Origin of the sequence: Clostridium sp. AF27-5AA, assembly GCF_003478415.1 — a bacterium.
Classification (GTDB): Bacteria; Bacillota; Clostridia; order Lachnospirales; family Lachnospiraceae; genus Otoolea; species Otoolea fessa.
Map to the genome: position 1 here is coordinate 155667 of NZ_QUFH01000004.1, position 14097 is coordinate 169763.

At 50.4% G+C, this 14097-nt stretch carries 12 protein-coding genes; 2 read left to right on the forward strand and 10 right to left on the reverse strand.

The genetic code is table 11. The features are described 5' to 3' along the window. Positions 1-84: 84 nt before the first annotated feature. Positions 85-1020: a cysteine synthase A gene (cysK, locus tag DWY89_RS06140; protein ID WP_107001595.1), complete on the reverse strand. Its 936-nt coding sequence runs from the start codon at positions 1018-1020 to the stop codon at positions 85-87. Positions 1021-1723: 703 nt separating this feature from the next. Here cysK and DWY89_RS06145 point away from each other — a divergent pair. Beyond that, positions 1724-2482 carry a tRNA threonylcarbamoyladenosine dehydratase gene (locus DWY89_RS06145; RefSeq protein WP_118523618.1) on the forward strand — a complete coding sequence of 253 codons (759 nt, stop codon included), beginning with the start codon at positions 1724-1726 and terminating at the stop codon, positions 2480-2482. A gap of 126 nt (positions 2483-2608) precedes the next feature. Here the strand turns inward: DWY89_RS06145 and mtaB are convergent, their stop codons facing one another. Then, positions 2609-3925, reverse strand: a complete 1317-nt coding sequence (gene mtaB / locus DWY89_RS06150) for a tRNA (N(6)-L-threonylcarbamoyladenosine(37)-C(2))-methylthiotransferase MtaB (protein ID WP_118523619.1) — start codon at positions 3923-3925, stop codon at positions 2609-2611. 91 nt (positions 3926-4016) lie between these two features. On the opposite strand from mtaB, the gene DWY89_RS06155 reads away from it, so the two are divergent. Beyond that, the gene (locus DWY89_RS06155) at positions 4017-4247 is read left to right on the forward strand and encodes an HPr family phosphocarrier protein (protein ID WP_022359725.1); all 231 of its coding nucleotides are present in this window, start codon (positions 4017-4019) and stop codon (positions 4245-4247) included. A gap of 212 nt (positions 4248-4459) precedes the next feature. Here DWY89_RS06155 and thiI read toward each other — a convergent pair whose 3' ends face one another. From thiI to spoIIP, 8 genes are all read right to left on the reverse strand, one after another. Next, entirely contained in the window at positions 4460-5638 is a 1179-nt protein-coding gene (gene thiI / locus DWY89_RS06160; protein WP_117795086.1) for a tRNA uracil 4-sulfurtransferase ThiI, read from the reverse strand. An 80-nt stretch (positions 5639-5718) separates the two neighbouring features. Next, positions 5719-6873, reverse strand: coding sequence for a cysteine desulfurase family protein (locus tag DWY89_RS06165; protein WP_118523620.1), 1155 nt, complete (start codon positions 6871-6873; stop codon positions 5719-5721). Between the two features lie 31 nt (positions 6874-6904). Next, a complete protein-coding gene (locus DWY89_RS06170; RefSeq protein WP_118523839.1) occupies positions 6905-7639 on the reverse strand; it encodes a 16S rRNA (uracil(1498)-N(3))-methyltransferase in 735 nt (244 codons plus the stop codon). Positions 7640-7641: 2 nt separating this feature from the next. Further along, the gene (gene prmA / locus DWY89_RS06175; protein ID WP_118523840.1) at positions 7642-8598 is read right to left on the reverse strand and encodes a 50S ribosomal protein L11 methyltransferase; all 957 of its coding nucleotides are present in this window, start codon (positions 8596-8598) and stop codon (positions 7642-7644) included. Positions 8599-8730: 132 nt separating this feature from the next. Then, entirely contained in the window at positions 8731-9492 is a 762-nt protein-coding gene (locus DWY89_RS06180) for a TSUP family transporter (RefSeq protein ID WP_022359721.1), read from the reverse strand. 92 nt (positions 9493-9584) lie between these two features. Then, positions 9585-10841: a radical SAM family heme chaperone HemW gene (hemW, locus tag DWY89_RS06185; protein ID WP_118523841.1), complete on the reverse strand. Its 1257-nt coding sequence runs from the start codon at positions 10839-10841 to the stop codon at positions 9585-9587. Then, positions 10841-12655: a translation elongation factor 4 gene (gene lepA / locus DWY89_RS06190; RefSeq protein ID WP_022359720.1), complete on the reverse strand. Its 1815-nt coding sequence runs from the start codon at positions 12653-12655 to the stop codon at positions 10841-10843. The genes hemW and lepA overlap by 1 nt, the downstream gene beginning before the upstream one ends. A gap of 178 nt (positions 12656-12833) precedes the next feature. Then, complete coding sequence (gene spoIIP / locus DWY89_RS06195) at positions 12834-14060, reverse strand: stage II sporulation protein P (RefSeq protein ID WP_117795076.1); 1227 nt, start codon at positions 14058-14060, stop codon at positions 12834-12836. Positions 14061-14097 lie beyond the last annotated feature (37 nt).

The following is a 14097-nucleotide window of genomic DNA, read 5'->3' on the forward strand; positions in this document are numbered from 1 at the left end:
GTCACTCATTTTCTGTTAATTATAACACTCTCCCTGCATTCTGGGAAGTCCTATTTCTATAATTAGTCTCTTATAATTAGTCTCTTAGTCCTCTGTAAAGAGTGGTGTGGAATAATAGCGGTCACCGCTGTCCGGAAGAATCGCTACGATGGTTTTCCCCTTATTTTCCGGGCGTTTTGCCAGCTCAATCGCACCATGCAGGGCTGCGCCGGAGGAAATACCGACTAAGATGCCCTCTTTGTGTGCCAGAAGTTTTGCTGCCGCAAATGCATCCTCATTCTCCGCCTCGAAAATCTCATCATAAATCTTAGTGTTCAGTACATCCGGCACAAATCCGGCGCCGATACCCTGAATCTTGTGTGCGCCGCCCTTGCCTGTCTTTAATACCGGGGATGAAGCTGGCTCCAGCGCTACGACTTTCACATTCGGGTTCTGGGATTTTAAGTATTCGCCGGTACCTGTCAGAGTTCCGCCGGTACCAACACCTGCGATCAGGATATCAACCTTTCCGTCGGTATCATTCCAGATCTCCGGACCAGTGGTTGCTCTGTGAACCGCCGGATTGACCGGATTGACAAACTGACCGGCTAAGAAGCTGCCCGGTGTCTCTTTTGCCAGCTCTTCTGCCTTCTCGATCGCGCCCTTCATGCCCTTTGCGCCCTCAGTCAGGACAATCTCTGCACCGTACGCTTTCAGAATGTTGCGGCGCTCCACGCTCATCGTCTCCGGCATCGTCAGGATGATGCGATATCCCTTCGCTGCTGCGATGGACGCCAGACCGATACCGGTATTGCCGGAAGTCGGCTCGATGATGACAGAACCCTCTTTCAGGACACCTCTCTTCTCTGCATCCTCAATCATGCCTTTTGCAATACGATCCTTCACGCTTCCAGCCGGGTTTAAATACTCCAGTTTTACCAGAACCGTTGCTTCCAGTCCCAGCGCTTTCTCAACATTCACAACCTCAACTAACGGTGTGTTTCCTACCAGCCCCAGTGTTCCCTTATAAATGTTTGCCATGATGATTTCCTCCTATATCTGTGATGATTTTTATATTTTTTAATTTTTATAGATTTCTATAGATTCTTCTTTTTTCCAGAACTCATTTCCAATTTGAAAAACTCGCTCCAAAAGAAGTTTAAAATGCGAAAAGAGCCCATCCTCTATACACATTTCCCGCCCGTCCAATCCAGCTTTTCTGCCGCCTGTCCTGCTTGTTTTTCTGTGTACGCGGATGCGCTCTTTCTATATCCTTAACCCTTATGAATAAAAAGATTCACGAAACCCGTTTTCCCCGGAACCCCCGCTTACCGAAGTCCAGCTTTCTGGTTTTCGCGTACACAAATGCGACAACAACATCGATCCATACAGGTACAAACATTGCTGCAACACATCGTATTCATCCAAAAACCATTGACTGCTTTCATGATCTTCACTCCTTTTCTTTTTCCTATTAGCTTAGTAGGTATATTATCACTTTATGCAATATCTGTCAACCCTTTTTTGCCCGTTGTTACTGTTCACGCACGCGTGCCCAGTAACGATTATTTGCACACTTTGTTACGTTTCTTCATGTCTTTCTTGACAAACGCAGACCGCACCTTTACAATAAAATACCGAACTGATGGGTAAAAAACGTTCAGAAACAGAGCCTGCTACTATTTAGTATAGCACAGTTGTGACTGTGAAGCTACTGACAGAATATATTACAAGGGAGTATCATATGTTAAATTCATTTTCCAGAACTGAACTTCTCCTCGGCAGGGATGCCATGGAGCGTTTATCAAAAGCACGCGTTGCCATCTTCGGCATCGGCGGAGTCGGCGGCTATGCGGTGGAGGCCCTCGCGCGCAGCGGCGTCGGCACGCTTGATCTCATCGACGATGACAAGGTCTGCTTAACCAACATCAACCGTCAGATCATCGCAACCACCTCCACCATCGGAAAGTACAAGGTCGATGTCGCTGAGGAACGCATCAAATCCATCAACCCGCATGCGGTTGTCCACACCTACAAGACATTCTACATGCCGGATACCGCGAAGGAATTTGATTTTTCCCAGTATGACTACGTGATCGACGCAATCGACACCGTAACGGGAAAGCTGATTCTGGTGGAACAGGCGGAAGAAACCCACACGCCGATCATCAGCTCGATGGGCGCCGGAAACAAACTGGATCCGACCGCTTTTGAGGTGACCGATATTAATAAAACCTCTGTTTGTCCTCTCGCGAAGGTCATGCGGCGGGAGCTGAAAAAACGCGGGATCAAGAAGCTGAAAGTGGTTTATTCGAAAGAAAAACCACTGACGCCGGTGGATGATATGGCTACCTCCTGCCGTTCCCACTGTGTCTGCCCGCCGGGAACCGCACGCAATTGTACCGCCAGACGGCAGATTCCGGGGAGTATCTCGTTTGTACCGTCAGTAGTGGGACTGATTATTGCTGGGGAAGTTATTAAGGATCTCGTTGGGGTTCATTGATTGCTTACTGATTAATTTGTTAAGCCGATATATTCTATTTATGTCATTTTTTTTAATTTTATATGTATGTAAAAAACCAATGAATCCCATCTTGGGGGTATCATTGGTTTTTTCGTTTTCTGTCTTTTATTCTTTTTCCAGTAAAAGCACCTCTTCATTCAGTGCCTTCGTGAAGATTCCCTTCACCGTCTTATTTTTCAATCCTTCTTCGTATGGCACGGCACCTTTGACATACTGGCGGGTGTGTCCCATCATGTATTTGGTTCCGTCAATCTCGATTGGTTCTTCGAGAAGGATTTCTTCTTCGGTTCCGAGGAAGCGCCCGCGGTATTCTAAGGACTGCTGTTTTTCCAGTGCCAGCAGGATATCGCTGCGGACGGATTTGGTTCCTTCTGGTACCTGATCCGGCATATCGGCGGCGCGGGTGCCTGCGCGGCGGGAGTATTTGAATATATGCATTTCATAGAAATGGATCGCTTTTAAGAAGCGTTCTGTTTCGGCAAATTCTTCTTCGGTCTCGCCCGGGAATCCTACGATGACATCGGTCGTGATCGCCGGATTGTCAAATTCTTCCCGCAGAATTTCACAGCACGCCTGATATTCAGCAGCGTTGTAGCGGCGGTTCATGCGCTTTAAAGTCGCGTCACAGCCACTCTGGAGTGACAGATGGAAGTGCGGGCAGATGGTCCGCAGCCTCGCCAGCTCTTTGGCAAATTCACGGGTTACGATACGTGGTTCAAGAGAACCGAGGCGCAGGCGCTCAATGCCCGGAATCTGGTCGAGACGTTTGATTAAAGTCAGAAGATTTTCTTGCTGCTCATCCTTGAAATCGACACCATAGGAGCTTAAATGGATACCTGTCAAGACAATTTCCTTGTATCCGGCTTCCGCAATCCCGCGCACCTCGTGCTCGATGTCCTCCGGGCGGCGGCTGCGGACGCGTCCTCTCGTATATGGTATAATACAATAGCTGCAAAACTGGTTGCAGCCGTCCTGTACCTTGATAAAGGCACGCGTATGGTCAGCAATCCGGCGGATATGGAGTTCTTCGTATTCCTGTGAATGTCCGATATCCAGAATCTCACCGCTGTTTTCGTGATCTGCAAAATAATCATCCAGGATCTGTACCAGATCTTTTTTCTGGTTATTGCCGACGATCAGATCGACCGCCTCATCTTTTTTCAGCTCCGCGCCTGCTGCCTGCACATAACAGCCGACCGCCACAACAGCCGCCGACGGGTTCATTTTCTTTGCCCGGTGCAGCATCTGGCGCGATTTCCGGTCGGCAACATTCGTCACGGAACACGTGTTGATAATATAAACATCCGCTCCTTCCCGGAACGGCACAATCTCATATCCTGCATCCTCTAAGAGCTGCTGCATGGCTTCCGTCTCATACGAGTTCACCTTGCAGCCCAGATTGTGGAATGCCGCTTTTCTCATTTTTATCTCCTTTAAATTGAATCCTCTCTTGACTTTTGTCAGATTACTTTGTAGTATAAAAGTATTATTGTAGATAGAGGAGGTTTTTTTCATGAAAACAGTTCGTATTTCTTTAAACTCGATCGATAAAGTTAAATCCTTCGTCAACGACTTAGCGAAGTTCGACGTAGATTTTGACCTTGTTTCCGGACGTTATGTGATTGACGCTAAATCCATCATGGGTATCTTCAGTCTGGATCTGTCTAAACCGATCGATTTAAACATCCATTCTGAGAACCAGATCGATGAGATCTTAACGACATTGGCTCCGTACATTGTATAGCAACCATTAGAACGATCGAGATGGTTCTGTTTGAAACGAAAAAAACCGCTGTTAAGCAACTCGCTTTGCAGCGGTTCTTTTTTTTCATAGAGAACTACGTCCTATGAAAAAAACACTCCGCGAGAATGCGCACTCGCGCGAAGCAAAAAACTGTCGCAAGCGACCGCGCGAGACGCCCGAATGTGCCAAGGCACATTCTTTTTTATATATGACTAGCACCGGATAACCTCAACCGTATCGATCGCCTCTTTTACCAGCGCATCTATCTTCTCTTCCAGATTGCGCTCGGATTTTTCAATCAGGTGCAGGACCGGCTTGGTAACCGGGTGTTTGGCTACGAAGATGGTGCAGCAATCTTCATACGGCTCAATCGATGTCTCGTAGGTACCGATTTTCAGAGAAATATCGACGATATCCTGTTTGTCGAAACCGATCAGCGGGCGGAAGACCGGAAGTGTGCAGACTGCATTGGTAACCGCCAGGGAATGAACCGTCTGGGATGCTACCTGACCAATGCTCTCGCCGGTGATGAGTCCGAGACAGTCGTCTTTCTTCGCCAGCTCTTCCGCGATCTTCATCATGTAGCGGCGCATGATAATCGTCAGCTCCTCATGCGGGCACTGCTCGTAGATGTAGAGCTGGATATCTGTGAAATTGACTACGTTTAATTTGATCGGACCTGCGTATTTTGCTACCTGCTTTGCCAGATCGACTACTTTCTGTTTTGCACGGTCGCTGGTGTATGGCGGCGCATGGAAATAGGTTGCCTCGATGGTAACGCCGCGTTTTGCGATCATGTATCCTGCCACCGGGCTGTCGATACCGCCGGATAAAAGCAGCATCGCGCGTCCATTGGTTCCGACCGGCATACCGCCCGGTCCCGGAATCACCAGAGAGTATACGTTGATACGTTTTGCACGCAGTTCCACATTTAAAAGAACATCCGGATTGTGTACGTCTACCTTTGTCTCCGGGAATGCGTCCAGGATGACCTCACCGAGATCGCGGTTGACTTCCTCGGAGGTATGCGGATACTGTTTGTTGGCACGGCGGGTGTTTACCTTGAACGTAAAGTGTTTATCTGGGTATGCTTTGTCCACATACTCAACAATCTTCGCTTTCAGGTCGTCATAGCCGTTGTCCTCTAACTGGACCATCGGACAGATCGCCGCAATACCGAATACCTTTTTCAGTGCGTCGATGACCTCATCGTAATCAAATTCTTCCGCTGCGGTCGCATAGATACGCCCTGCCTCCTTGGTTACGGTAAATTTTCCATCAAGACGTTTTAACGAGTGATGGATGTGGGACACCAGCGCGTCCTCGAATACATAGCGGTTTTTACCTTTCAGGCCAATCTCCGCATATTTAATCAAAAATGTATGAAACATGGAATTCCCTTTCTACAACAGGCTGTCATTCTTCTGCTTTCCCGCAAAAAAACTGAACAGCCATTCTTTAAACAGCCATTTTATTTCATCTGGTAACGGCGCAGTACCGGAAGCAGTTCTCCCAGAACGCCGATCGCATAGTCTACTTCTTCCTCGGTATTCAGATCACCCAGACTGAACCGGATCGTCGAATCGAGAAGTTCTTTTTTCACGCCGATTCCCTTTAAAGTACCGCTGATGCCCGGATGATTGGACGAGCAGGCGGAACCGGACGATACATAAACCCCTTTGTCCTCCAGCGCATGGAGAAGTACCTCGCTGCGGACGCCCCCAAAGCTGGCGCTGACGATCTGCGGCGCGTTGGTGCGGTCCTCACTGCCGTTGATGGTGACGCCGCCGAGCGGTTTCAATCCCGCAATCAGGTGCTCCCGGAGTGTATACAGCTTTTCGATGCGTGCATCAAAATCTTTGTACGCCTCTCGTGCTGCCACGCCGAGTCCGACACACCCCGGCACATTTTCCGTACCGGAACGCATGCCCTTCTGCTGGCCGCCGCCAAACAGAATCGGGCGGATCTTGACACCGTCGCGGATATAGAGGAATCCGACGCCCTTCGGCGCATGGATCTTGTGTCCGCTGACGGAAAGCAGGTCAATTCCCTGTTTTTTCGGACGGATCTTATATTTTCCATATGCCTGGATCGCATCGACATGGAACAATGTCTTCGGATTTTTCTTCTTGATGCACTGGCTGATCGCCTCGATCGGCTCTACTGCTCCGACCTCGTTATTGACGTACATCACAGACACCAGGATCGTGTCCTCGCGGATAGCTTTTTCCAGATCCTCCAGAGAAATATGTCCCAGATGATCGACCGGAAGATAGGTCACCTCAAAGCCCATCTCCTCCAGAAATGACATCGTATTGTAGATCGACGGATGTTCCACACCGGTTGTGATAAGGTGTTTTCCGGCTCTGCGGTTTGCCAGCGCCGTGCCGATCAGCGCCGTATTGTTCGACTCTGTTCCGCCGGAAGTAAAGAGAATCTCCTTCTCCTGCACTTTCAGTGTATCCGCGATCGCCTTCTTTGCCTCGCGAACCAAATTTTCTGCTTCCACACCTTTTCTGTGCTTCGCCGCCGCGTTTCCGTAGTTGACGCACATTGCATCAACGACCGCATCCTTTACGCAGTCCAGCACCTTGGTAGTCGCTGAATTATCAAAATAGGCTTCCATTTTTATCTCTATCTCCTTTGTAATTTTCCAATTACACTTCCAACTGCAGCATCAGTGCCGACAGCATACACAAGCCTGCCGTCTCCGTCCGCAAAATTCTCTTTCCAAGCGTTACGATCTCCGCCCCGTTTTCCCTGGCAAGCTCGACTTCTTCGTCCTCAAAACCGCCCTCCGGACCGATGAAAACGGCGATATCCGTCCCCGGCTTGACCGACGCCAGCAGTTCCCTCGTTTTCCGGATGCCGTCCGCCGACTCATATGGCAGAAGAACCATATCGTACCCGGCTGCCTCTTTGACCGCCTCTTTGTAGGTCATAAGCGGCGCCACCTCCGGGATAAGGCTGCGCTTGGACTGCTTCGCGGCGCTCTCAGAAACCGCATTCCAGCGTTTTCTCTTCGCGTCCGCTTTTTTCGCATCCAGCTTGACAACCGAGCGCTTCATGCTGACCGGAACCACCCGGTATGCCCCCAGCTCCACCGCCTTCTGGATGATCAGTTCCATCTTATCGCCCTTCGGAAGCCCCTGGAACAGGTGAATCCGCGCCGGAAGCTCTTTGTTTTCCCATTCTTCCTGAATCTTTGCCGAAACATACTCTGGTTCCAGTTCTTCCACGCGGCAGAAATAGTCGCCGCCCTCACGGCTGCTGATCAGGATCTCCTCGCCCGGCTTCATCCGCAGAACATTGCGGATATGGTTGACATCCGAGCCCTCAATCCGGATTTCTTCCGCCCCGATCTGGTGCGGTTCCACAAAAAAATGGTACATGATTATTTCTTCCTCGCTGTGACAGAAACCCACTCGCCCTGATGGGTAATCTCTACAATCTCAAAGGCATCGTTCGCCTCAAATGCCGCCTTGACTGCCTCTTCCTTCATATCAATGATACCCGATGTGATGAAGATACCATTTTTCTTAATATGAACCGGGATCTCTTTCTGCAGCATGATGATAACGTCTGCCAGGATGTTGGCAACCGCAATGTCGTAATACTCGTATTTTGCCTCGTCCTGCACTGTTTTATCGTCGATGATGTTGCCCTGTACGACCTTGAACTGCTCCGGTGCGATTCCGTTTGCTTCCAGATTCTCGCCAACGGCTGTGATCGCATTTTCATCCAGATCCGTTCCAAATACGTGTTTTGCGCCCAGTTTTAACGCCGTGATGCCTAAGATACCGCTTCCGGTTCCGACATCAAGCACCTCTGAATCCGGTGTCACGTATTTCTCGAGCTGGCGGATGCAAAGCTGCGTTGTCTCATGCATGCCCGTACCAAACGCCGTACCCGGATCGATCTGAATCAGCAGCTTATCCTTGTGCTCCTCCGGCACTGTCTCCCAGGTCGGCTTGATGAGGATGTGATCGACCGTAAACGGTTTGAAATACTGTTTCCAGTTGTTGATCCAGTCCTTATCCTCCGTCTCGGATTCTGCAAACGTGCAGGCGCCCAGATCGGTAAACGGCTTCAATTCTTCCAGCGCCTCTTTGACTTTCGCCATCATCGCCGGGATATCATCATCCTCATCGAGATAAAAACTTACCTTCGCCACGCCCTCATCCGGCGGAAGCTCCGGCAGAATGTCGATGAACATTCCCTTCGTCTCTTTCTCGGTCAGCGGGATATTGTCCTCAATCTCAATGCCCTCGATGCCGAGTTCATCCAATGTGTAGCTGATGAGATCCACTGCCTCTGTGGTGGTCGTCAGCGTAAATTTCTTCCATTTCATGTTCGTTACCTCTCTTTATTGAAACGACTTATCAGCCAAATATTCACGTTTCATCACGCAGCTACTTTTGCATCATTCTCACTGTAAATGTGTCAAACAACTGAATCCGCCTAATCGTTTTAATTTTCTTTTCTAATTTCCCGATAAAATCTTCACAAACAGGATCGCCAGCACCACTAGAATCAGCGGGCGCACGATCTTCTGTCCATTTCCCATTACCAGGCCGGAACCGATATAATTTCCTAAAATACTGCAGATCGCCGCAGCCAGCCCCAGCGTGTAAATGATCTTGCCGTGAATCACAAATGTGACAAACGCCGCCACATTGGACGAAAGATTGATCGCCTTTGTCGTACCCGCCGCCTCTTTCATCGTATAGCGCGCCGCTCCTGTGAGCACCAGCAGCAGGAAAGTTCCGGTTCCCGGTCCGTAAAAGCCATCATAAATACCGATGATCAGCGCGGATGCCAGCGCAATCAGGAATGATTTCCGCTCCGGCAGGGTGCCCGCCAGCGAATCATCGCCCATTTTCTTATTCCGCATAACATAAAATGCAACAATCGGAAGAATCACGATCATCATATACTGTAAAATCTTATCGCTGACTAACAAAGTCAGGTTCGAACCGATCGAAGAACCGATCAGCGCCGCCACGATAAACCAGACCACCTTCTTAAACTGTATGTAACCGTTTTTGGCAAACCGCCCGGTCGCGATTGCCGTTCCCATCATGGAACTCATTTTGTTGGTTCCGAGCGCCATATGGGTCGGAACCCCGGCGATCAGGTACGCCGGAAGTGAAATCAATCCGCCTCCCCCTGCGATCGCATCCACAAAGCCTGCCAGAAATACCATCGGGCAGACGATTATAAACTGCAGTATCGTGCAATCCATGCTACATCCTCCAAAATTTTCATGCACGCCCAAATTCCTCCTGCCGTCGCAAAACAGAAATCAAAAAGCACTCCGGGCATACATTTCTATTCTTATTGCAAAAACTCCGCCAGTGCATAGGTACTGACATCCAAGCCATATTCCGTCAGGCGGATATGGCTATCTGTTTGGGCTGACGCTTCCAGCAATCCTTCTTTCAAAAGCCTCTCGATCACCTCGCCGTACACCGCTTCCATCGTCACGCCAAACCGACGTTCAAACTCTGCCGTCCGGACGCCGCCGGTCAGCCGCAGCCCCAAAAACATAAATTCTTCCATCCGCTCCTGACGGCTCAGTTCGTGTATTTCCTCATACTGTGCGCCCGCTGCCAGCTCTTCTTTCGTAAACACCAGATAACGGTTCAAATCCGCCGTCACCTGAAAGCGTTTCCCGCCCACCAACGAGGATGCCCCCAGACCAAGCCCCAGATACTCCACACCGGTCCAGTAACCGATGTTGTGGCGGCAGGCATAGCCCGGTCTGGCATAATTGGAAATCTCATACCGCTCATAGCCCAGCTTCGCCAGCGTTGTTTTCGTGTGGTGGTACATATTCCGGTCTGTCTCCTCATCCGGCAGACATTTGCAGCCTTCATACTTCGTCTGTAAACGCTTTGGCATAGAGGCGTAATCGCCGTATTTCTCCAGATCCGCGCACATCTCCCCGTACTCTTCATATAACGGCGTGCCTTCTTCCACAATCAGGCTGTATGCGGAAATATGTTCCGGTTCAAGGTCGCAGACGAACCGCAGAGTCTCCTGCCAGCTCTCCTCCGACTGTCCCGGAAGCGCCGACATCAGATCGACATTGATATTGTCAAATCCTGCGTCCCGCGCAGCACGAAAACTCTGTAAAAACTGCTCCCGCGTATGAATCCGCCCTAAAAGCCGCAATTCCTCCTCCGAAGCCGACTGCAGCCCCAGACTCAGGCGGCTGACCCCTGCATTCCGGTAACCGGCTGCCGAATCCGGCGTCAATGTCCCCGGATTCGCCTCCATCGTGATCTCCGCATCCGGCTCTACCCGAAAGACCTGCCGGACGGCTGCCAGAATCCGCTCAACCGCCGATGGTGGAAGCAGGGACGGCGTTCCGCCGCCGATAAAGATCGTCTCCACCGTCCGCCCTGTCAGGTTTAGCCGCGGCGCCGCATTTTCAGGACACTGCCCTGCATCCTCTTCCGGAATGCTTTCAATCTCCCGGATCAGCTGATCCACATATTTCTCCCGCACGCACGCATCGGACGCAAACGAAAGAAAATCACAGTAACGGCATTTGCGGACGCAGAACGGGATGTGTATATATAATTCCATTATTCCTCGTCCAGCTTCAGGACGCTCATAAATGCCTTCTGCGGAATCTCTACGTTTCCGATCTGACGCATACGTTTCTTTCCTTCCTTCTGCTTCTCCAGAAGTTTTCTCTTTCGGGAAATATCGCCGCCGTAGCATTTTGCCAGAACGTCCTTCCGCATTGCCTTGACCGTCTCGCGGGCAATGATCTTTCCACCGACCGCCGCCTGGATTGGAATCTCAAATAAATGACGCGGAATCTCATCCTTGAGCTTCTCGCACATTTTTCTGCCGCGCTCATATGCCGAACCTTCGAATACGATGAAAGAGAGCGCGTCCACTTCCTCGCGGTTGACGAGAATATCCAGTTTTACCAGCTTGGATTCCTCGTAGCCCTTTAACTCATAATCAAACGACGCGTAACCGCGGGAGCGCGATTTCAATGCATCGAAGAAATCATAAATAATCTCATTTAACGGAAGTTCATATTTCAGCAGCGCACGGCTCGCCTCAATATACTCCATTCCCAGGTAAACGCCGCGGCGCTCCTGGCACAGCGTCATGATCGCACCGACAAACTCGGTCGTAACCATGATCTCCGCCGACACGATCGGCTCTTCCATATAGGCAATCTCGGACGGATCCGGCAGGTTTGACGGGTTCGTCAGCTCAATCATATCGCCGTTCGTCTTGTGCACCCGGTATACAACGCCCGGCGCCGTTGTCACAAGATCCAGATTGTACTCGCGTTCCAGGCGTTCCTGGATAATATCCAGATGGAGAAGCCCCAGGAAACCACACCGGAAACCAAAGCCCAGCGCTACCGATGTCTCTGGTTCAAAATAGAGCGCTGCATCGTTGAGCTGCAATTTTTCCAGCGCGTCCCGCAGATCCGGATATTTCGCACCATCCGCCGGATAAAGACCGCAGTATACCATCGGCGTTACCTTCTTGTAACCCGGAAGCGGCTCTGCACATGGGTTGTCCAGATCGGTGATCGTATCGCCCACGCGGGTATCCTGCACATTTTTAATACTGGCAGTCACATAGCCAACCATACCGGCTGAAAGCTCTTCGCACGGAATAAACTGACCTGCGCCAAAATATCCAACCTCCACAACCTCGGCAGCCGCTCCGGTCGCCATCATTTTCATGCGTGTGCCTTTTTTGATCGTACCGTTCTTCACACGGCAGAATACGATAACGCCCTTGTAAGAATCATACAGAGAGTCGAAAATAAGCGCCTGCAGCGATGCCTCCGGATCGCCCGCCGGTGCCGGGATCTTCTGCACGATCTCCTCCAGAACTGCCTCGACATTTAAGCCGGTCTTCGCAGAAATACGCGGTGCATCTGACGCCTCCAGACCGATCACATCCTCGATCTCCGCTGCCACGCGCTCCGGATCCGCACTCGGCAGATCGATCTTATTTAACACCGGAATGACCTCCAGATCATGATCCAGCGCCAGATATACATTCGCCAGCGTCTGCGCCTCGATTCCCTGTGCCGCATCCACAACCAGAATCGCACCGTCGCACGCCGCCAGGCTTCGGGAAACCTCGTAGTTAAAGTCCACATGTCCAGGCGTGTCGATTAGATTAAAAATGTACTCCTGACCGTCTTTCGCCTTATATACCGTGCGGACTGCCTGCGACTTGATGGTAATACCTCTCTCCCGCTCCAGATCCATGTTATCAAGCACCTGCGCCTGCATCTCACGGCTCGTTAAAAGTCCCGTCATCTCAATAATACGATCTGCCAGCGTTGATTTGCCGTGATCGATATGTGCAATGATGCAGAAATTTCTGATTTTGCTCTGATCTATAATTGCCATCCGTTCATTCCTCTCTCTGTATCACTTTGTTTGGCAGCAACATGTTTGCTGCGATATCTTATTTTTTATTTAAAATCATCTTTTATAATAAATAACACCTGATCTAAATGAATATACCATTTTTTCAGGTACGCCGCAAGTCCTGAAATAGAAAAAGCCTTGACTAAAAGCCTTGCCATTAGCCTGTCAGCACCTGATCCAGAAGCTGCGCCAGCGGATCCATCGCATTGACCGCCTCTTCATATGTATTCGTCTGTGCTCCGACTTCGATCAACGCCGAGCGCGGGCGTAGATGCAGATTGTAACGAAGCCCCTTTAAATAAATCGTCCGCGTAAACCCAGGATATATCTGATCGGCATTCCACTTCATCTGAAAACTGAACGCCAGATTTTCCTTCCGGCAGGGATTTGCCAGATACTCGATCGGTCCGTCCGGCGTCTCGCTGGTACCGTTGAAAAACATGATCTGTGCCGTTGGTTTCCCTTCTATCTGCGTGACTAGATGCGTCTGCTCGCTGACACCGTCCCGGTGCACATCTAAAATCACCTGAATCGACGGGTATTTCTGCAAAAGGTTCGTGACACCCTCGCAGGCATATGTATAGGCACGGCTCCGGTCTAGATGCCCCGACTTCATATCATAGGCAGTTGTATCGTGCCAGACCTGATATCCTTTCGCCCGCAGCCGTTTTGCCAGCTCTTCCCCCAGAGACACCACCGCTCCCTTTCCGTCGCTTCCCGCATAATCTCTATAATTTTCCTGCGAATGGGTATGATAAATCAAGATCTGTGGTCCGTCCGCCTCGTCCTTCCTGATTGTCAGATCCATCGATAAAAATGTCTCTGCGTTCATCAGGCTCCGGTCAATCGATGCCGTCGGGTGGATTGTAAAAAAATGCTGGATCAGATAATCATAATCTTCCAGCTTTTTCCGCAGACGCGGGCTGTCCACCAGTGCGGCAGGATTTGCCCTCTCTGTCTTTTCTCCATTCTTTCCAGCACTATACAGCCTCTCTTCGTCTGTCTCTCCGCCGCCCTGTCTCCCACTTCCATGAACAAGCCCGTTCCATTTTCCAAGTAAAGTTCCATCCACCAGCCTACTCCCGGAAAACTGTGCCAGGAAATCCATATACTCCTGCCGGACTTCCTGTTCTTCCAGATATTTATAATAGGACGGATCGGCTTCTCCCTGCGTCTGTTTCTTCCACCCGGCAAGTCTATGCCTTTTCCCCTCCTCCGAATCTGGTATATCCCGCAAATTAGTCCCCCAGACCGGATACCAGGACCTTACCACCGCATTCTGCACAGCTGTCCAGATGAATGCACGCATCTTCCAGCCGACTGTCAGCAAAAACAGAACCATCAGGAGCCCGGCTGCCCTCTGCCACCACCGCACCGCATTCATCTCCCTTCTTTCCTGTTCTATCCTATGCGATTAGCAA